The sequence below is a fragment of the Paenibacillus yanchengensis genome (genome assembly GCF_042684845.1).
Taxonomy (GTDB): Bacteria; Bacillota; Bacilli; order Paenibacillales; family Paenibacillaceae; genus Pristimantibacillus; species Pristimantibacillus yanchengensis.
Genome location: NZ_JBHUMH010000050.1, coordinates 14,497 through 33,131 on the forward strand (window position 1 = coordinate 14,497; position 18,635 = coordinate 33,131).

The window sequence follows — 18,635 nt, forward strand, 5'->3', positions numbered from 1 at the left end:
TAGCAGGCTTGAAGCATGTCATTATTAATAATTGAAGTGGAGAGAGAGTAGTTGCATAAAAGAAAGCTTGAAGCAATTTGTTAATGAGCATCAGCCTGATATTATGGTATTAAATAGTGATGAGTATGATTGGTTAATGGATGAAAATGCATTGCTCGATATTAGTGATTTGGTGTCTAGCAAAGATTTTGATAGAGAAGAGATACTTCCAGCTGTGATGGAGTACTTAAAGACGAAAGGAAATGGAAGATTATATGGATTGGCACCAACGTTTTTTAGTACAACGCTGTTCTATAATAAAGATCTTTTTGATGAACTTGCAATTCCATATCAAACTAATCATATGACTTGGGATGAAGTATTTCATTTGGCAAAGAGGTTTGTTGGGCAGGTAGAAGGTGTAAATGGCATATCGCAGCCATTTCAAAATGATCCTTTTAATTTCGTAAAAACTATTGCTGAGTATAATGGCGTGAAGTTGTTTGACCACGATCGTAATCAGTTGGTGATGGATAGTCCGGATTGGCGACAGATATTTGAATTAATTGTTAATGCTTATAAAAATAAATTAGTTTATGAACCAAGTGAGACAGCGAAAGTACATAGTAACATGCAAGATGAAATATTAAGTCAACAAAATGTGTTTCTAGTGGGTCAATCGGCGATGACAGTGGATAATTATTATTTGTTAAATATGATTGAAAAAGGGTCTAAACCGGTAAACTGGGATGTTGTTACTGTACCTATAGATGAAAGAAAACCAGATACTAGCAATGGCTTTTTCGTTTCCAGTATTTTTGCAATTAATCTAAACACGAGTAAGCTTGATATGGCTTGGGAGTTTATGAAGTTCGTTAATGGTGACGACTTTGCACAGTCATTAAGTAAATCGTTCAAGAACAAAGTATGATGCCACAAGGATTGCAACATGCTATCTGGCAAATTGCCGATCGTGAATTAACAGAAGTTCTTACTAATAATAAGACATTAGATGATGCGATAGCGACGATACAAGCGGAAGGTGAAGTTTCGTTAGAAATATTGCAATCAAGTAAAGAGAAATAGTGTTGTAGGGCATGCCCTATTTGACACATACGTCTAGTGCTTTAAATTAGAAAAGCTTGAGCCAAATAGATATGCAAACCCTGTGAATACTTTTGAAGTAGTAGACACAGGGTTGTTGGGCGTTTGTGGTCATTAGTATAAAGTTGCAGTGTTTAAGCTGGGAGAAAATGAAATTCGACAAATTTAGCACGAATGTATGTTCTGTTTTTTGGTGTAAAAAAAAGTTTTACTAGTGTTAGTTGAACGAGTGTAAAAACTATTGGTCGATGGAATAGCTTACTTCTTCTTTGGTTCCAAGTCGTTCTCGAATCGTTGAAACAGACAGTGGTTCAAAGAAAATAATATAGTTTTTCCATGTTGTGAAAATGCCGTATTTGCGCTGATAGTATTCAATCGATTGTTGCAAAAAAGATTCGGTAACATTGAGCCATTCTGCGATGAGGTGTCTGCCAACATTGCCGAGCACAGCGGCGTTTACTAATTGTGATAGTGGAATTAGTTTTTCGTACGCCCAATGACGAGCTTTTAATTCTTGTTTTCGATTGCGAATATCTTGTTGATCGAGAATATGACCTTGACTTGTATAGTAATGTCCTAATTCTTCTGCAAGTACACAGCTTTTTTCTACTTCGGTTTCTATTCCTTTGTTTATCCAAATTGTTTTATCCGCATATAGTCCTTTTGTTCGTGGCTTCATAGGCATTTCGTAGATGTCAATTCCTTGTTGCATGGCCTCTTTTACCAATGCATCATATGCCAAAGACGTCACTCCTGTTATTCAAATTCTGAGCGATAGCTTGATGTAGAGGAATACTATTACATCGTTTAGCCAGTCGATTATTTTTCTTGCCGTTTCATTTTCACAAATCGTTTGAATGCTTCGATTTCTTCTAATTCTTCTTCTGTCCATTCTTCTCCATCATGATGTGCTGCGATTGTTTCGATTTCTACTGAGTGATTGATACCTAATAAATGATCGAGCGATACATCGAAAAACAATGCCAATTGTCGAACGTTTTCTAAACGAGGATCACCGATACCGTTTTCCCATTTAGAAATCATCCCTTTGTTAATGGTTGAGCCATATCGTTTGTTCATCTGTTCTGCAAGTTCTTCTAACGATAATCCTCTTGCTGTACGTAGTTCACGAATTGCTTCACCAATTGTACGCATATTCGATGCTCCTTCATTATATTAGATCTACTCCTATTATAAATAATATGTTTCATAAAAGCAACATTTTAAGCTATCAAATGAAATTTTGTTGTTGACTTTGAAACTTTTGCTGATTATACTTAGTTTAGTTTCGAAAAGGAAACACAATGTACGTGAAAGCTGTCAATAATAGATATTCTATTTATTTTATTTGTGTTGCTATTTTTTTTTACTAATTTAGTTTCTAAAATGAAACAACAAAGGGAGAGAACAAATATGAATTTTGTTACTTTATACTATGATATTACGAAAGAGATTGAAATTTATGAACTACGTTTGCTAGATTTGGAAATAGAGTTGAAGGCAGCGGTTAAGTTAATGCATAAGGGGAAGTTGCCATCTGCGACCCATCCGGTGTTTGTTTCTTTGGATAAGGCAGCAGCGCAATATGATATTGTCGTAGAGAAAATTCAAGAAGTGTCGAAACGACTCGATGAGAAGAAGCAAATTCGAGATCGGATCGAAGAAAACATTAAAGATTTTAAAGGTGTAGAGCACCAAGTAGCTTATATGCGAGACATATTACTGATGCCGCTGGGAGCGATTGCTGATGAATTAGGTTACTCCTATAGTTTTATAAGTAAGATTAGTAGTCGGTTGAAGAAAATGATGCGCGTGCCTTCGGATATTGTGGAACAGTTATGAGTTGTCAAGATTAGCGAGCAGCGTCTAATACGTTTGTACTACATCTATTTATGGTTGTTGACGCTCTCGCTTATGTCGTTTATTTCTATTTTTAAGGAGCAACTAATTCGACCTTTATTCGGTCGGGGTCTTCGAAAAACAGAGCATAGTAATTTTCTCCACCGGCGAAAGGATGTTTATCTTCGTAGAGCACGGTCATTCCCTTGGAACGAACCATTACAGTTAACTGATCCACTTGTTCTTTCGAAAGCGCATGGAATGCTAAGTGGTTCAGTCCTACCTGACAACGATTGTATGGCACATCCAAATGTTTTTCTTTTGCTTGAACAAACACCAGGTAGGTATCTCCTAATTTCCAACTACGACCTTCTTCCCATTGTTGATATGGCGCATAACCAAGCTCTGACAGAAACCATCCCCAGAACTCAGCCGAACGGTTGAGGTTTGACACGTAAATTTCAATATGATGTAATAATCCCAAATGATTCATCCTTTCAATTTCTTATCGTTTTTAAACAACTAGATTATTTCTTCCTTAGATAAACCGTAAACTGTGTATAAAGTTCTAACTTAAGTAGTGCAAAAAGAGTGAAAAACAAGCTTGCCAAAAGGTGTTATAGTAATATCATAGCAAGTTGTTCCTCTTCCGCAACTGCTTCCATAACTGCTCTACATAGTATCCAATAATAGAAGGTCATTCGAACTCGGATGATCTTTTTTGCTGGAAAAAGAAGTAGATGGACTAGTCGCTGTTTAAACAAACGATGCGAGTTTCTTCCAATCTGTTGGAGCAGTTATAAAAGTAGACACAACACAAAGAGTGCAAAAAGAGTGAAAAACAAGCTTGCCAAAAGGTGTTATAGTAATATTATAGCAAGTTGTTCCTCTTCAACAACTGCTTAATAACTGCTCTACATAGTATCCAATAATAAAAGGTCATTCGAACTCGGATGATCTTTTTTGTTTGGGAAAGAAGTAGGCGGGGTGCAACAGTCGTTTGAACAAACGATACGAGTCTCTTCTAATCTGTTGGAGCAGTTATAAAAGTAGACACAACACAAAGAGTGCAAAAAGAGTGAAAAACAAGCTTGCCAAAAGGTGTTATAGTAATATCATAGCAAGTTGTTCCTCTTCAACAACTGCTTAATAACTGCTCTACAAAATATCCAAATATAAAAGGTCATTCGAACTCGGATGATCTTTTTTGTTTGGAAAGGGGTGAGAACAGTGTAAATCTAAGTGAAGCAAAGAGATAGGGTGTTGCAGTTACTGTAACGCTTTTTTTTCTATTGCAATCAATGGAAGTGGGAAAGGAGAGAAGTATGGCGAGTACAACCATATGGAATATGTATGAAGCAGTCAAGTCGCAGCTTCGTCAACAGTTTCCTGAAGAACCTATTGTTGAAGATGAAATAGTTTCGGCAAGTACGTCAGAAGCGGTAGATGCTGTAGCCGGTTTTCGGATGCGGTTTGAGCAAGTGACAGTGGAACAAGAGTTGAAAAGTCGGTACAAGCATGTTTATGCATTTATTATTTACTATTCGTTACCGCAGTCAGTGCTTGAAGGTTCATCTACTGTAGCGACAGCAAAATTGTATGAAGTTGCAGAACAACTGGTACAAGGATTAGAGCGTTTGGAGCTTGCTACACATGTACTTCATGGGAGAGCGATCCAGATTGAAGTGAAAGAAGGGACGTTGCAGTTTCGGATTACCTATTCGAATTATAGTTGGCGTGATAATAATTATGCCGACACGATGGGGCAATTGCAGCAAGAAGGGGGAAAAATGAAGGATGCATAAGCATGAACAGGTGGAGCAAACGAAGGAAGCTGTGCCAATTCAATTTCTGACCAAACAGCATTTGCAAAGTAAACGATGGACAGGAATAGAGCGAGATGTTTTAGCTAGTATTTTGGAAAAAGAGCAGTTGTATACGATTGGGCAAGTAGAAAATAAACTAAAAACATATATGAAGAAAGGCGTGAATTAAATGGCTGGAGGACAATGGACAGTTCAAAATAAGGTGAGACCGGGAGTATATATTAATTTCAAAGCACAGCATAAAGCGTTAAATAGTGTGGGAGAACGAGGGACAGTAGCATTCCCTGTATCATTGCCATGGGGAGCGACGGAACAAGTAATTGAACTTGATCACCGTACGTTTTTGGAAGATGCTCAAAAATTACTTGGTTTTCGAGCGACAGATGAGCGGATTCGTCATATTGCAGCAGCAACTTCGCATGCATCAACTGTTTTACTGTATCGACTTGGTGGTACGGATGCGAAAAAAGCGACAGCTACTATTGGCGAGCTAACTGCGACAGCGAAGTGGGGAGGAGAGCGAGGAAACGATCTCCGCATTGTTGTCCAACAAGATATTGATGAGCAGGATGTGTTACAAGTTGTAACGTTGCTTGGTATGGATGAAGTAGATCGACAATTAGTAAAAACAGTGGAACAGCTTGTAGATAATGCATTTGTGGACTGGACAGGCACTGGTGAACTTACGGTTACGGCTGGTATTTCTTTGAGCGGTGGTACAGGAGGAACGCAAGTTGGTGCTGATTTTGCAGCGGCGTTAGCTAGTTTTGAAAATTATAACTTTAATGTACTAGGCATTCCGCAGACGGATGTGTCTAGCAAACAAATTGCAACAGCTTATATGAAACGACTACGTGACGAAGAAGGGAAAAAAGTAATTGCGGTTGTATCCAATTATCCCGATGCTGATTACGAAGGAATCGTTAGTTTGCATAATGGTATTGAAACAAGCGATGGACTACAAGTGCCAGCTTCTGTACTTGTTTGGGAAGTTGCAGGGATGCAAGCAGCGGCATCTATTACTGAATCGTTAACGTATACTGCTATTCCGAACGGTGTTGCTGCCTATCCACGATTGAATCAAGCGGAAACGATTGCTGCACTAAAAGCGGGAGAGCTTGTACTTACTTCACTTAATGGTCGAGCAGTTATCGAACAAGATATTAATACACTGACAAGCTTTAGTGCAGACCGCAGCAAGCCATTTGGCAAAAACCGCGTTGTCCGCACACTAGATACTATTGCTAACGATATTAAAGAGTTATTTGATCGCTATTACATTGGTAAAGTGGCGAATGATAAAGATGGTCGAGCGTTGTTATTCACCGAAATTAGTTCGTATATGCAAAAGCTAGATGATTTGGGTGCTATCCAAAACTTTGCTTACCAAACAGATGTACAGGTGGACGCTGGCGAGAATAGTGACGCTGTAGTCGTACAGCTTTATGTCCAACCAGTGGATAGTGTTGAAAAAATTTACATGAATGTGGAGGTTGTTTAATATGGCTTATATGAATGAAAGAGATGCAATTAGTGGGAAATCGGCAAAAGCATTTATTATTGTAGGAGACACACGAGAAGAATTGTTTTATGCAAAATCGCTTGAGGCAACGATTGAAAAAAATAAAGTAGATGTACCAGTACTAGGAAAAGCTAGTACACCAAAACGATCTGCGGGTTGGAGTGGAACAGGGACGCTAACTATTTATTACGTATCATCTAAATTTCGCTCTATGATGCAAGAATATATGACATCTGGTAAAGATTTTTGGTTTGATTTGGTAGTCAGTAATGAAGATTCAAATTCAACAGCAGGGGAACAACGGGTTGTACTTAAAGAGTGTAACCTAGATAGTGTCATCGCTGCTCGTTTCGATGCTAGCTCAGACGATATGCTTGAGGAAGAAATGCCATTTACGTTTAATGGTTACGAAATTCAATCAGAGTTTAACGCTATTTAAGCAGTAAGCTAATGAAGCCTGGGCATGGTTCCTGGGCTTTTTCATTACTATACAGTCATGCGACACCAATTAAAATAAAACTTTTGGAGGGTATTTAAATGAGTTTACAAAACTTTTTTGCACAAAATGTTCAAGCGGAAATCGTCGAAGAGGTTATTATTTCAGATCGTTTTAAAGATGAGTCAGGTAGTTCGATCAAATGGAAATTACGTACTGTAACAGAAAGCGAGAACGAAGCTCTTCGTAAAGCAGCAACTCGTCAGATCAAAGGCAGAAACGGCACACGTATGCAAGAAACATCGCAAGAAGAATACGTTGGCAAATTAGCGGTAGCAAGCGTTGTTTACCCAGACCTGAAAAATGCAGAATTACAACAGTCTTATCAAGTGATGGGTGCCGAGCAATTGCTGAAAAAAATGTTGTTTCCTGGTGAATATGCTACATTGCTCACGATGGTACAAGAGATGAATGGCTTCGATCGAGACATTGATGAAATGGCGGATGAAGTAAAAAACTAATCAAAGAGGGTGATCCAGAAGCGAACTATGCTTACTACGCCCTCAATGAATTCGGTATATTGCCATGGGAATTTAGTGCGCTGGAACCTGCTAAAAAAGCCGCAATCATCGGTTGTATTAAAGTGCGAATACAAGCAGAACGCAAATTAAATCAAAAACAACGCAGACGGTAATAGGGGGAGGAGGTGTGAAATGGCTAAAATCGGAAATTATTTAAGTTTATTTAATAAAATTGGGTTAGGTTTAAGAATTGGAATTGCAGTAGGAGAAACGTTGGTTAACGTACAAAAGAAGCTTTCTAATTCTGTAGAAAATACATCTAGCGCTACAGGAGCTACCACAACTCCATCTTCAGATCGTCCCACTAATAGTTCCGGCCCAAATACTGGTCAAATAGGAAGTGGTATGTTTCCTCAGATGTTTCAATCTCCTATTGATCAGTTGAGTATACTAGAAAGCAGCTTTGGTGATACATTCTCTGAAGCTAGCGATGGAGCAGTAACGGCACTACAACCATTACATTCTACATTAGATGAAACTTTTGAGGTAGGTAAATTTGATCTATTTTTTAATGCAATTGAAAACGGGTTTACATTGTTATCGGAAGTCGTTGATGGGGTAACTGAATTTATACTCAATAAACTGGAACTTGTCAAAAACAATTTAGGTGAGATTGGGACTACTGCATTAATTGCAGGTATGATGTTTTTATCTAGTTGGCTGCAGGCTCTCTTTCCATTGTTTTTGATAATTGAAGTTATCACATTTATTGTAACCATGTTCAATTTTCTAAAGGATTCCGCAGAACAAGTTGTTGGTTTTATTGCAGGAGCATTTATGGGTTTATATGCAATATTATGGAATATAGTGGCAGGTCTATGGAATGGATTTATAGACTTTGCAGAATTTCTTGTAAATCTTTTTATAGATCCTATTTATACTATAGAAAAATTGTTTTATGATCTAAAAATGGCATTTTATCAATCTTTATACGACATGTTGTTAGGTGTAGAAAACTTTGCAAGTGGGTTTCTGGAACAAATACTAGACGTTGTAAATAAAGCGGTAGGTGGATTGAATTGGCTTGGAGAAGCAATTAGTAAAATTTTAGGAAAAGAGTATAAACCTATGGGTGAGTTCACTGCACCTGATGTTCATACGATGAGCAATAAAATTAAATCTACTATGGATAATTTTAAAGAGCCAACTAGTGACAAAGAATTATTCAGTTTATCTCATTTACGAATGGAAGAGAAAGATGTTGCTGCAGAGTTTAGTAAGGGATATGAAGTTGGAAGTAAACTGTTCAATACGGGGGACAAGGACAAAAATAAAACTCCACCAAGCCCAGATTGGTCGAAGCAACCGGAAATACCTTATTCTGATCAGATTATTCCATACAGCACGCCTGATTCAATTCCTAATTCAACAAAATGTTGCAATGAACAATTTGATGTAAGTTTGTTTACTGAACTGATAAATAAACTATCGCAAGAACTGTCGATTCGATTGTCTGATGAGCTATTAGATCAGTTAAGAAATCAACCATCATCTGGGAAATCTTGGATTCAATCATTATTGGAACTATTAATTACATTTTTGGTTCCATTGATAGACAATCTAATAGATAAAGTATTGGATAAACTGAAAGATTTAATTCCTGATTTAACGTTTGATTTTTCAACTGACAAAACAAATCAGGTAACAAAACAACTAGCAAATGAAATGACATTACAGCTAACCAATCAACTAAATAGTGAGTTGACTAATCAAGTATCAACTACACTAAATTCGGAAGTTACTTTGACAGATCAAACAAATAATTTTATGAATACTAATCATATTAATCCAGGTACTACGCCAGATTCATTTCCTAATGTCACAAATAACAATAACAAGGAAATCGGTGAAGTAAATGACACTATTGATATTAGCAGTGAAGATTTGAAGATGATGCGAGACTTAGCCGAATTAAAGCAAACGCAAAACTTTGTTACGTTGACGCCGCAAATTACGTTTGGGGATACGCATGTGCGGAATGAAAGTGATATAGATACTATCTTTAGTAGAATTACAACACAACTAAATGAAGAAATTGCGACTTCAGTTAATGCGGTTTATGGTTAAGGAGGTGGTACGATGGATGTTTATGCGGTTGAACTGAGCTATAACAATAAAGAACAAACGCTAATTTTACCTATTAATCCCGATGTACTTGAAGTGAGCGAAGCAGGGAATGGCTCCACGTTTGATATATTTGGGCTTGGTCAAGTGAACGTTATTAAAAGTAGAGAGTTAACAGAATATAGTTTTAGCAGTATCCTCCCAGCTTCTAATTATAGTTTTACAACTAAAATTAGTGACCAGTTTATGAAAAGAAATTCGAATGCCTATAATGATATGTTTTCTACTAAAACAAAAGAGGAAGATAAACTAAAAAATAAAGCGGAAACAAGGCAACATCCTCCATATTATTATTTGAAGACAATTGAAGATTGGATGAAAAAGAAACGACCGATCCGTTTTATTTTTATATCAGAAACCTATTATATTAACACTGCAGTTAGTATTGAAAGTTTTGATTGGAAAGAAATGGGCGGTAGTGGCGGAGATATTGAATATACACTCAAGTTGAAAAAGTATGTTTTTTATTCCGCGAAGCGCCTAGAGCCTGTGAAGAAAGAAGTACTGGACACAGTGCTAGGTAAAGCGCTAGGCAAAACGGTAGCGGAAAAGCCTAAAGGTGAGCGACCAAAAGATAAGGTTAAGCCAAAAACGTACAAAATGGTATCTGGTGATACGCTATGGGGTGTGGCAATTAAGTTTCTTGGCAAGGGTGAACGTTATCGAGAAATTCAGAAACTAAACAATATTACAGAGTCTGAAATTTATCGTTTACCTATTGGAAAGGTGCTGAAACTACCATGATCGAAGTTGTGCTTATTAATCGAGATGGGGAGCGCTGGGACATTAGTGAATTAGTTGGAAAATTGAAAATTAAAACGTCACGTATAGGCAAAGCGGGTTCACTATCACTGGATTTTTTGAAAGCTGCTATTTACCAATCGAAAATGTTTAAATACAACAATGGTGATGTTGTTGAAGTACGAAAAGATGGTAAAAGGATATTTTATGGTTATATTTTTGAAATAAAGGGTGGGCGAGATGAACAAGTTAGTTTAACTGTCTACGACCAAATACGTTATTTGATGAATACAGAGACGTATGTGTTTGAAAATGTAACGGCGACGCAAATAGTGGAACGAATAGCGAAAGAATATAAATTGACGGTAGGTAAGTTAGCGGATACGGAGCATGTCATTACACATCTTGTCGCTGATGCACAGAAACTACTAGATATTATTGATAAGGCAATAGTACTCACTTTCCATCATAAGGGGAAAGACTATTGCCTGTTTGATGATGCTGGAAATTTGAGTTTGCGCTCGATTGATGAAGAGGTTACTGATATTGTTATTGGTCCTGGTAGTTTGCTATACGATTATTCGGTTAGCGAATCGATTGACGAAGATACGTACAATCAATTTAAATTGTATCGAGATAATGAGGAAACGGGTAAGCGGGATATTTTTATGGTGAAAGATAGTAATAATATTGCCCGCTGGGGACTGTTGCAGCATCACGAAAGTATCGATGATAAGTTGAATACGGAGCAAATTAGTGAGCTGTTGAACAATTTGGCTTTGTTAAAAAATCGAGAGACAATTAGTTTGCAAGTTGATGCGATTGGTAATATTGCTGTCAGAGCAGGAATGCGGGTGCGAATACAAATTCCGGAATATAGTATCGATGAAGCTTTATTGGTGAATGAGTGTACGCATCAGTTTGATGGAGCAGAGCATACGATGTCATTGGAATTGAAGGTGATTAAGCTTGACGAATCTACTATCGACAATTAAACAAGCAGCCATGGATGCCGTTGATGCAAGTAACCCCGTATCGATTGTATATGGCGAAGTTGTGCAGGTAGAACCGCTAGAGATCAAAGTCGACCAACGCTTTGTTCTCTCGGCGGGTTTTTTAATTGTGCCAGAATCATTAAAGAAGCTGGAGCTTAAACTGGCTCACACGCATGAATACAGCGACACGGGTATAAACGGTGAAACGAAAAAAACGACCGAGGCTGCTAAATATGAGGAACCAATCGTAATTCGGACTGGGCTGCTTGCAAGAGATAAAGTTATTATGCTTCGTTTGCAAGGTGGTCAGAAATATTTACTACTAGATCGGGTGGTGAAAACATGATACCAAGTCACAGTGATCCAGCTTTGCAGGAGCAATATCGGGAAACCGTGCAGCCGATGCCGTCGCTAACTTGGCGAATTGATCAGGAGCGTAAACGAATTACTGGTAAAATTGATGCGCTCGATGCGATGAAGCAAGCCGTGTTCAAAATATTACAAACGGACCGCTTTTGGCATTATATTTATAGCGATGATTATGGTCATGAATTGAAGTTATTGATCGGTAATCACCCGTTGACCGTACGTAGTGAAGCGGTGCGCTTGCTGGAGGAAGCATTATTACAAGACGAACGTATTCTCGACATTACGGATATGAACATTACGGTGGAAGCAGAGCAGTTGACCATTCATTGTACAGTTCGAACGGAATATGGCGAGTTTGCGATGGAGGTGACAAGAGATGTATGAGACACAAACTTTTGACAACATATTAGATCGAATGCTAGACCGTGTGCCAGATACGATAGATAAACGAGAGGGTTCGGTTATCTACGATGCGTGTGCGCCAGCTGCGATGGAACTTGCTGAGATGTATATTATGCTAGATATTAACTATAATTTATCGTTTGCAGATACTGCGGATGGAGAATATTTGAGTCGTAAAACAGCAGAGTTCGGTGTGAATCGAATGGCAGCGAGAGTGGCGGAGCGAAAAGGATTGTTCTACAATGCGGCAAATGCACTGATTGAAGTACCTGTAGGAAGTCGGTTTGCGATAGAAGGGTTGACGTATGTAGCAAAAGAAAAAATCAGCACTGGCATATATAAATTGGTGTGTGAAAGTGCCGGGACGGTTGGTAATGAACAGTTCGGCTCTCTACTGCCAATCGACTTCGTTGCAGGATTAGCTCGAGCGGTGTTGTCTGATGTGTTGGTACCTGGGGAAGATGAGGAAACCGATGATGCCCTGCGAGAGCGGTTTTACGATGCGGTCAATGAGCCTGCTTTTGGCGGAAATATGGCAGATTACAAACATAAAGTGAATGCGATGGCAGGAGTCGGAGCAACTAAAGTATATCCGGTGTGGAATGGTGGCGGAACGGTCAAATGTACGATCATTGCATCGGACTGGAATGAACCGTCTTCCACACTCATAGCTGAAGTGCAAACGGCTATTGATCCAGTAGTTAATAGTGGAAAAGGGCTCGGACAAGCACCGATTGGTCACGAAGTAACCATTACTGGAGTAGCTGGTGTTGGTGTAAATGTAGGAACGACGTTAACATTAGCCGAAAACGTCACATCAGGACATGTGCAAGCAGATATTGAAGCGGTATTGGCAGACTATTTGTTGGAGTTGCGGCAAGAGTGGGCACACCAAGAGAAACTGACAGTTCGAACAGCACAAATTGATGCTCGAATGTTAACAGTACAGGGTGTAGAAGATGTGATGGACACAACAATTAATGGCGTAGCTGGCAATCTGACGATAGATGTGGACGAAATTCCACTGATGGGGACGGTGGTCATCAATGGCTAATCGTGTATTAAAGCATTTGCCAGAATATTATCATGTCATCGATGACTTTCGGCGATTAGATGAAACGGAGAGCATCGAACTAGATCAGCTGCGCCGTGCAGTTGATCAATTATTTGATGATCAGTTCGTTATTACAGCAGGCTTACAAGCTATTAAACGTCGGGAACAAATGCTAGGCATCCAGTCCGATCCGGCAATCGAAACACTAGATTTCCGGCGGCGACGATTGCTTAATCGCTATCAGACCAGACCCCCATTCACCATTCGTTATTTGCAACAACAACTAGATTTGGTTGTGGGCAAAGGGCTGACGATAGTAGCTGTTGATCCACAAACATTTATGTTAACTGTAACAACCGATATCGAAAACGCTAGCGTCTTTCGGGAAGCACTGCATACGATTAATACGGTGAAACCAGTGAATCTTATCTATCAACAGCAAACACCGTTGCAGTTAGAAATAGATGTTGTAGAACGGATTAGTAGAATGCAAATGAACTGGAATTATAAGTTGGATGGGTCTTGGGAGCTTGGTGCAGAGCCGTTTATTACGCTAGATACAGAGGTGATAGTGAAATGATAACTGCTGAGTTGTTAAATAGTATGGCTAACTATGTAGCTGATCGTGTGACGAAAGTAGTGCTGAATGGAATTTATACCATTACGTCATTTGAAGTGAAAATAGTAAATGATAATCTACTAGCGCTGAATTACATCGTACGAATGACTGATATAAGTTTGATTACGTTGATTGAGTTAAAAGATGATGCAGACAATGTTCTCACCAGTAATGAAGTAAATGTTCCCATTACAGCAGATCATATGATGATGCAGACGATTACAGTAAAGGAGGTGAATTAATATGGCAAAAACAAATTGGACTATGTATGACACGGTAAAGCCGGAGGATTTGAACCAAATTGGTGAAGATGTTAATGAAGCTGTGACGGTGGCTGGTCAAGCAGAGCAAAACGCAAATGATTATACTGACACAGCTATTGAGGGCATTGTTATACCAACACCTGATTATCCAGTAACTAGCGTCAATGCAAAGACTGGTGCTGTTACTCTCGATGCTACAGATATATCAGCTACTGGTGGCACAAACGTTCAAGCTGAGATAAACAGTTTAAAGTCATCTGTCAGTGACGGTAAAAGTAAGGTAGCTGGTGCGATTACTGACAAGGGAGTACCGACACCAGCTGATGCAACGTTTCAAACTATGGCTGATAATATTATAGACATAGAGACCGCAAAACCTTTCCCAGTGCCTAAACTTGGGGAATGGATAAGTAGGCAGGCTATTGGTAATTTTAAATCAGTTGCCTATGGTAATGGTTTATTTGTAGCAATTACACGTTTCGGTGGTGACTTTAGTGTAAGTTCAGACGGTATAAGCTGGTCTAAGGTTATAGTCCCTAATAAGGCATGGCTCTCTGTATCCTATGGCAACGGAATATTTGTTGTAGTCAGTGGTACTGAACTCGCCTATAGTCCTGATGGTTTAAACTGGACATTAGCTTCTGTTTCATCTCCCGGTATTTCAATTTCCTATGGAAATGGGTTATTTGTATTGGTAGGTGGTCATGGCTTAGGTTATCAAAGTAGAATAATGACTTCACCAGATGGAATTACGTGGACTTTAAGACAAGTACCTTCCGAAGCGGCAGATAACCATTGGTATTCTGTAACCTATGGAAATGGGTTATTTGTAGTAACTGCTAGTTTAGGTGATTCTAATAAAGTATTAACGTCACCTAATGGCATTACATGGACTACTAGACAAGCCGCTAGCGACAGTATTCAGTGGTTGTCTATTGTTTATGGAAATAACTTATTTGTTTCGTCTAGTAGCAATAGTAATATAATGACTTCACCAGATGGAATTACGTGGACTTTAAGGAGAGTTCCTAGTGGATTCAGTACATCTGCTATACGTCTTTCCTATGGGAAAGGTATGTATATAGGTATTTCAGGTCATAGTCTAAATAAATTCACGTATAGTTATGATGGCATAGTATGGTTTATAGGGCAGGTGGTTGAAGCTGATGGGTGGCAATCGGTAACTTATGCCAATGGATTATTCGTAGCGGTGGCAGATAGTGGAACTGGCAACAGAGTAATGACCGCTACAATTCAAGGTTCAGCTTTCGGAAATGCTACGCCTAATGACGTATTGCTTGACTCAACTTTTAGCAATGGGGAAGAGTTAGGATTAGTAGGTAGAAGGAAATTTGAAGTATTTGATGTAAGGAATATTGCATCAAGACATTCCGTTGCTGATATTTATTGGCGATCAGTAATATATGGTAATGATAGGTTTGTTGCTGTCGGTGTTAAAAAAGTAATGTCTTCTACTGATGGTGTCACTTGGACTGAACAGCAACCAGCACCGTCCTACTATACAAATTGGTATGCTATAACTTATGGCAATGGATTATTTGTAGCTGTTGGCATGAGCGGCACATTTGATAGAGAAAGAGTAATGACATCTCCTGATGGTGTCAACTGGTCTATACAGCTTGCGCCTATGGGAGATACTAGCTGGATAGATGTCACGTACGGAAATGGGTTATTTGTTGCAATAGCTAGCTCCTATACAGATTTACAAAGTGTGATGACGTCCTCTGACGGTGTCAATTGGTATTTACGTACAGGTGCATCTGAAGCAACCTGGAATTCTATAGTGTATGGAAATGGCATGTTTGTTGCAGTTTCTACTTTAGGTATTAGTGCAGGTGACAATAGAGTAATGACCTCTCCTGATGGTATCACTTGGACTGCTGTACACGCACCTACGGACAGGTTTGAGTCTGTTGCATACGGTAATGGGATGTTTGTTGCTGTTGGCTCTTCGTCCAACAAGATAATGACTTCACCAGATGGTAGCGTTTGGACTTTGCGGACACACCCACCCAATCAAAGTGGGTGGCAATCTGTAACTTTTGGGGACGGTCTGTTCGTAGCTGTCGCAAATCGTTCGGGAGATAAACTTATGATGTCTGAAAACGGTATAGATTGGACTACGATAGTCACGCCTGATAATGAGTGGTCTAGTATAACCTATGGTAAGGGGTTATTCGTTGCTGTTGCTACTTCTGGAACAGGTAACAGAGCCATGTCCATAGAAGCGGTAGGCACATTATTAGCAGTTTAAACTAATTTAAAGGAGTGTTTTAGATGAAAGTAATTACACAACTCAATACGAACATTATTATGGATATTGCAGACGAAACTGCAATGGTAGGTAGTGACACAAAAGTCGTTAAAAATGGAGGAGTATACTTTATTGGATTTGCTGTAAATGTTCATGATGTAAGCCATATCCCTTCCGTAGTGAAGCCTAGTACGCATTGCTATGATGGATTGGAGTTTACAGAGAACTCTAATTACGTAGAGCCTTATTCACCAGATGCGGATATTAATGCACTAAAAGCAGAAAATATGGCTTTATCAAATAAAGTAGATCAGCTTGAAACTGATAACGCAGAATTACTATTATCACTAGTAGAAAAAGGAGTGCTATAAAATGAATTGGTATAATACTCTTAAACGACACTATGATGCAGGAAGGTATACAGATGACAATGTTGTAGTGTTTGTGGTAGGCAATAAAATCAATCTGGATGAATACGAACAAATAACAGGCAAACCATACACCAACTAGGTGTTATTTTTTTATTAGGAGTTGATTAAAGTGCTTAAATTATCCAAAAATGCAATATTAACTGACATTATAACGGACTCAAATCCAATTAATACCGAACATCCTATTGGCGGCTCATCTGTTGAGCTGCCTTTATGGCTCTTTAATGACCAGAATGACAAACGTTATATGAACATTACTATCAAACCAACGGACGATATTACGCCTGATGATAGTAATTGGATTCAGCTTGCACCCGACAATGCTGGTGTTGCAGGTACGTATGGAGCAGCGGGGGAGCCGCTTGCCATAGCTGATATATCCGACACAGTAGGTCATCCGATATGGATTAAAGTTACTACTCCAATGTTAACCGACAGTGTTAATAAATCGGACATCAAGCTAACTATTGAGGCGAAAGAGTATGCAGTATAGTATTCGAGGTCACATACAGTCGGTAAATACTAATGATATTATATCAGTCATTAATCAGTATCAGTTATGGCGGTTAGTAACACAGTCTAAAGTTGATGATACTTTTTCTTTTGAAGTATGGGTTGGTAACTTGCAAGACAAATCTGCTTTATTTAATGACTTCAAACGAATAGTAGATAGCTATGGTGGTTGGGTGGACTGGCACGAATGTGATCATCATAGTGGAGTAACCGGACCTTGTGTTGTACAAGAGTCATATAGCGTAGGTGATCATTTTGACTAAAATAGTAACGGATGGACTACTGGTATATTATAATGCCAAATGGAACAAGCAATCTGCTCCATATCTAGAGGACTTGAGCGGTAACGATCTGCATGCAGAGATAGACGGTGTAACGCTACAAGGCGATGTGCTGTATTTTGACGGAGTAGATGACAAGTTAATTATGCCGCTGCTGCCAGCTCAAACCTCTTATACTATCGAATTATGGGCGAGTTACATCAAACAATCATCTGCTAACTATATGTTAGTTTTTGGCGATGAAAGTAATGGTTTTCGGATAGACAACGAGTCTGGTATTACTAACTTGCGGGTAATGCAAGCTGGTCAAAGTCGGTCGGGAGCCAATAGTGGCGTAGATTATTCTGGTCAAATGGTACAATATATATTGCTGTATGATGCTAGTACTAAGACGGTTGAACGCTATATGGATGGAAATCCGCTTAGTTCATTAACTTATGTTGCAGATATGCAATTTGATGCTGGGCAAGGTGTTATCGGGGCAAATGGTTTGGCTGGTGGGTGGGGATCTTTTTATGGCGATTTGGCAGTATTTAGAATTTACGAGCGGAAGTTAACACCAACAGAGGTTGTTCAAAATAGAGCAGTTGGCACAGATATAGGGTTAGATGAAGGTCTGGAGGTTAGTTATTTGGCACCAATGAATCAGCAGATCTATAAAGTCTATAGCGACAAGTATGATACGGTGCAACAATTCTTCCTTCCAGCTGCTACTAATTATTCTATAGTCTCAACTATTTATCGTAATATTTTAGCGATGCTTAACACGGAACAACAGGTGAGTAAGCAAATAACCACTTTGTCTCCTACATTACAAACCATATGGTTTCTGTACCAAACAGACTATCCTATGCTGCTGTCGATTGTACCAAGCTATACGCAATCGGTGCATTTCAAAGTGTCGATACAGAGAACGGTAAAAGTTACTACACTAATTACTAAATTGATAAACATTGAGGTGAAAATATGAGCAGCATTGTGCAGCATGATAACGGGACAGAGATTATAGTCACTATAACAGATAACGATAGGGTTGTAGATTTAACTGCCGCAAAGTCGATTATTGCTACTATACACAGAGCTCCTGGCTCCAAAATCACCAAAGAATTTGTAATAGTTGATGCAGAAAAAGGGGTCTGTAAAACGGCACTAACCGCAGATGATGTATCTGTTTTTGGTACGTATACGTTGCAACTGACTGTGTTATTTAATGGTGGCAATGTATTTTCAAGCGAACGTTTTCGGTTGGAGGTTTTACCGTTATTGAGTAAGAATAAGTAA

The 18,635-nt window shown here is 38.9% G+C and carries 26 protein-coding genes; 23 read left to right on the top strand and 3 right to left on the bottom strand.

Features of this window, described 5'->3' with window-relative positions; genetic code table 11:
- Positions 1 to 67 precede the first annotated feature (67 nt).
- Together ACFSTH_RS13010 and ACFSTH_RS13015 are read left to right on the top strand one after the other, a co-directional pair.
- Complete coding sequence (locus ACFSTH_RS13010; RefSeq protein WP_377774263.1) at positions 68 to 910, top strand: ABC transporter substrate-binding protein; 843 nt, start codon at positions 68 to 70, stop codon at positions 908 to 910.
- On the top strand, positions 907 to 1,065 hold the full coding sequence (locus ACFSTH_RS13015) for a hypothetical protein (RefSeq protein WP_377774261.1): 159 nt from the start codon (positions 907 to 909) through the stop codon (positions 1,063 to 1,065). The genes ACFSTH_RS13010 and ACFSTH_RS13015 overlap by 4 nt, the downstream gene beginning before the upstream one ends.
- A 256-nt stretch (positions 1,066 to 1,321) precedes the next feature.
- Here the strand turns inward: ACFSTH_RS13015 and ACFSTH_RS13020 are convergent, their stop codons facing one another.
- Both ACFSTH_RS13020 and ACFSTH_RS13025 read right to left on the bottom strand, forming a co-directional pair.
- Positions 1,322 to 1,825, bottom strand: a complete 504-nt coding sequence (locus tag ACFSTH_RS13020; protein WP_377774259.1) for an ImmA/IrrE family metallo-endopeptidase — start codon at positions 1,823 to 1,825, stop codon at positions 1,322 to 1,324.
- Between the two features lie 77 nt (positions 1,826 to 1,902).
- Positions 1,903 to 2,238, bottom strand: coding sequence for a helix-turn-helix domain-containing protein (locus tag ACFSTH_RS13025; RefSeq protein ID WP_377774257.1), 336 nt, complete (start codon positions 2,236 to 2,238; stop codon positions 1,903 to 1,905).
- 258 nt (positions 2,239 to 2,496) lie between these two features.
- Here ACFSTH_RS13025 and ACFSTH_RS13030 point away from each other — a divergent pair, with 258 nt between their 5' ends.
- The gene (locus ACFSTH_RS13030; RefSeq protein WP_377774255.1) at positions 2,497 to 2,925 is read left to right on the top strand and encodes a hypothetical protein; all 429 of its coding nucleotides are present in this window, start codon (positions 2,497 to 2,499) and stop codon (positions 2,923 to 2,925) included.
- A gap of 91 nt (positions 2,926 to 3,016) precedes the next feature.
- On the opposite strand, the gene ACFSTH_RS13035 is transcribed toward ACFSTH_RS13030, so the two are convergent.
- On the bottom strand, positions 3,017 to 3,406 hold the full coding sequence (locus ACFSTH_RS13035) for a VOC family protein (protein ID WP_377774253.1): 390 nt from the start codon (positions 3,404 to 3,406) through the stop codon (positions 3,017 to 3,019).
- Between the two features lie 841 nt (positions 3,407 to 4,247).
- Here ACFSTH_RS13035 and ACFSTH_RS13040 point away from each other — a divergent pair.
- The 20 genes from ACFSTH_RS13040 (at position 4,248) to ACFSTH_RS13135 (ending at position 18,635) form a co-directional block, all read left to right on the top strand.
- A complete protein-coding gene (locus tag ACFSTH_RS13040) occupies positions 4,248 to 4,727 on the top strand; it encodes a phage tail terminator family protein (protein ID WP_377774251.1) in 480 nt (159 codons plus the stop codon).
- Entirely contained in the window at positions 4,720 to 4,917 is a 198-nt protein-coding gene (locus tag ACFSTH_RS13045; protein ID WP_377774249.1) for a hypothetical protein, read from the top strand. The genes ACFSTH_RS13040 and ACFSTH_RS13045 overlap by 8 nt, the downstream gene beginning before the upstream one ends.
- Complete coding sequence (locus tag ACFSTH_RS13050) at positions 4,918 to 6,249, top strand: phage tail sheath family protein (protein WP_377774247.1); 1,332 nt, start codon at positions 4,918 to 4,920, stop codon at positions 6,247 to 6,249. It begins immediately after the preceding gene.
- A gap of 1 nt (position 6,250) precedes the next feature.
- Positions 6,251 to 6,709 carry a phage tail tube protein gene (locus ACFSTH_RS13055; protein ID WP_377774245.1) on the top strand — a complete coding sequence of 153 codons (459 nt, stop codon included), beginning with the start codon at positions 6,251 to 6,253 and terminating at the stop codon, positions 6,707 to 6,709.
- Positions 6,710 to 6,807: 98 nt separating this feature from the next.
- A complete protein-coding gene (locus ACFSTH_RS13060; RefSeq protein ID WP_377774243.1) occupies positions 6,808 to 7,227 on the top strand; it encodes a phage tail assembly chaperone in 420 nt (139 codons plus the stop codon).
- 192 nt (positions 7,228 to 7,419) lie between these two features.
- Positions 7,420 to 9,354: a hypothetical protein gene (locus tag ACFSTH_RS13065; protein WP_377774241.1), complete on the top strand. Its 1,935-nt coding sequence runs from the start codon at positions 7,420 to 7,422 to the stop codon at positions 9,352 to 9,354.
- Positions 9,355 to 9,366: 12 nt separating this feature from the next.
- The gene (locus ACFSTH_RS13070; RefSeq protein ID WP_377774240.1) at positions 9,367 to 10,155 is read left to right on the top strand and encodes a LysM peptidoglycan-binding domain-containing protein; all 789 of its coding nucleotides are present in this window, start codon (positions 9,367 to 9,369) and stop codon (positions 10,153 to 10,155) included.
- On the top strand, positions 10,152 to 11,147 hold the full coding sequence (locus ACFSTH_RS13075; protein ID WP_377774239.1) for an XkdQ/YqbQ family protein: 996 nt from the start codon (positions 10,152 to 10,154) through the stop codon (positions 11,145 to 11,147). Before ACFSTH_RS13070 ends, ACFSTH_RS13075 begins: the two co-directional genes overlap by 4 nt.
- Positions 11,122 to 11,493: a DUF2577 domain-containing protein gene (locus ACFSTH_RS13080; RefSeq protein ID WP_377774237.1), complete on the top strand. Its 372-nt coding sequence runs from the start codon at positions 11,122 to 11,124 to the stop codon at positions 11,491 to 11,493. The genes ACFSTH_RS13075 and ACFSTH_RS13080 overlap by 26 nt, the downstream gene beginning before the upstream one ends.
- Positions 11,490 to 11,900 (top strand): DUF2634 domain-containing protein, encoded by a 411-nt coding sequence (locus ACFSTH_RS13085; RefSeq protein WP_377774235.1) that lies wholly within the window; start codon positions 11,490 to 11,492, stop codon positions 11,898 to 11,900. The genes ACFSTH_RS13080 and ACFSTH_RS13085 overlap by 4 nt, the downstream gene beginning before the upstream one ends.
- Positions 11,893 to 12,972, top strand: a complete 1,080-nt coding sequence (locus ACFSTH_RS13090; protein WP_377774233.1) for a baseplate J/gp47 family protein — start codon at positions 11,893 to 11,895, stop codon at positions 12,970 to 12,972. The genes ACFSTH_RS13085 and ACFSTH_RS13090 overlap by 8 nt, the downstream gene beginning before the upstream one ends.
- Positions 12,965 to 13,552 carry a putative phage tail protein gene (locus ACFSTH_RS13095; protein ID WP_377774231.1) on the top strand — a complete coding sequence of 196 codons (588 nt, stop codon included), beginning with the start codon at positions 12,965 to 12,967 and terminating at the stop codon, positions 13,550 to 13,552. The genes ACFSTH_RS13090 and ACFSTH_RS13095 overlap by 8 nt, the downstream gene beginning before the upstream one ends.
- On the top strand, positions 13,549 to 13,833 hold the full coding sequence (locus tag ACFSTH_RS13100; RefSeq protein ID WP_377774229.1) for a ketopantoate hydroxymethyltransferase: 285 nt from the start codon (positions 13,549 to 13,551) through the stop codon (positions 13,831 to 13,833). The genes ACFSTH_RS13095 and ACFSTH_RS13100 overlap by 4 nt, the downstream gene beginning before the upstream one ends.
- Before the next feature lies 1 nt (position 13,834).
- Complete coding sequence (locus ACFSTH_RS13105) at positions 13,835 to 16,129, top strand: hypothetical protein (RefSeq protein ID WP_377774227.1); 2,295 nt, start codon at positions 13,835 to 13,837, stop codon at positions 16,127 to 16,129.
- Between the two features lie 23 nt (positions 16,130 to 16,152).
- Positions 16,153 to 16,500 carry a hypothetical protein gene (locus ACFSTH_RS13110; protein WP_377774225.1) on the top strand — a complete coding sequence of 116 codons (348 nt, stop codon included), beginning with the start codon at positions 16,153 to 16,155 and terminating at the stop codon, positions 16,498 to 16,500.
- A gap of 1 nt (position 16,501) precedes the next feature.
- A complete protein-coding gene (locus ACFSTH_RS13115; RefSeq protein WP_377774223.1) occupies positions 16,502 to 16,639 on the top strand; it encodes an XkdX family protein in 138 nt (45 codons plus the stop codon).
- 30 nt (positions 16,640 to 16,669) lie between these two features.
- On the top strand, positions 16,670 to 17,053 hold the full coding sequence (locus tag ACFSTH_RS13120; protein WP_377774221.1) for a hypothetical protein: 384 nt from the start codon (positions 16,670 to 16,672) through the stop codon (positions 17,051 to 17,053).
- Positions 17,043 to 17,336 carry a hypothetical protein gene (locus ACFSTH_RS13125; protein WP_377774219.1) on the top strand — a complete coding sequence of 98 codons (294 nt, stop codon included), beginning with the start codon at positions 17,043 to 17,045 and terminating at the stop codon, positions 17,334 to 17,336. Before ACFSTH_RS13120 ends, ACFSTH_RS13125 begins: the two co-directional genes overlap by 11 nt.
- Complete coding sequence (locus ACFSTH_RS13130; RefSeq protein WP_377774217.1) at positions 17,329 to 18,324, top strand: LamG-like jellyroll fold domain-containing protein; 996 nt, start codon at positions 17,329 to 17,331, stop codon at positions 18,322 to 18,324. The genes ACFSTH_RS13125 and ACFSTH_RS13130 overlap by 8 nt, the downstream gene beginning before the upstream one ends.
- The gene (locus tag ACFSTH_RS13135; protein ID WP_377774215.1) at positions 18,321 to 18,635 is read left to right on the top strand and encodes a BppU family phage baseplate upper protein; all 315 of its coding nucleotides are present in this window, start codon (positions 18,321 to 18,323) and stop codon (positions 18,633 to 18,635) included. The genes ACFSTH_RS13130 and ACFSTH_RS13135 overlap by 4 nt, the downstream gene beginning before the upstream one ends.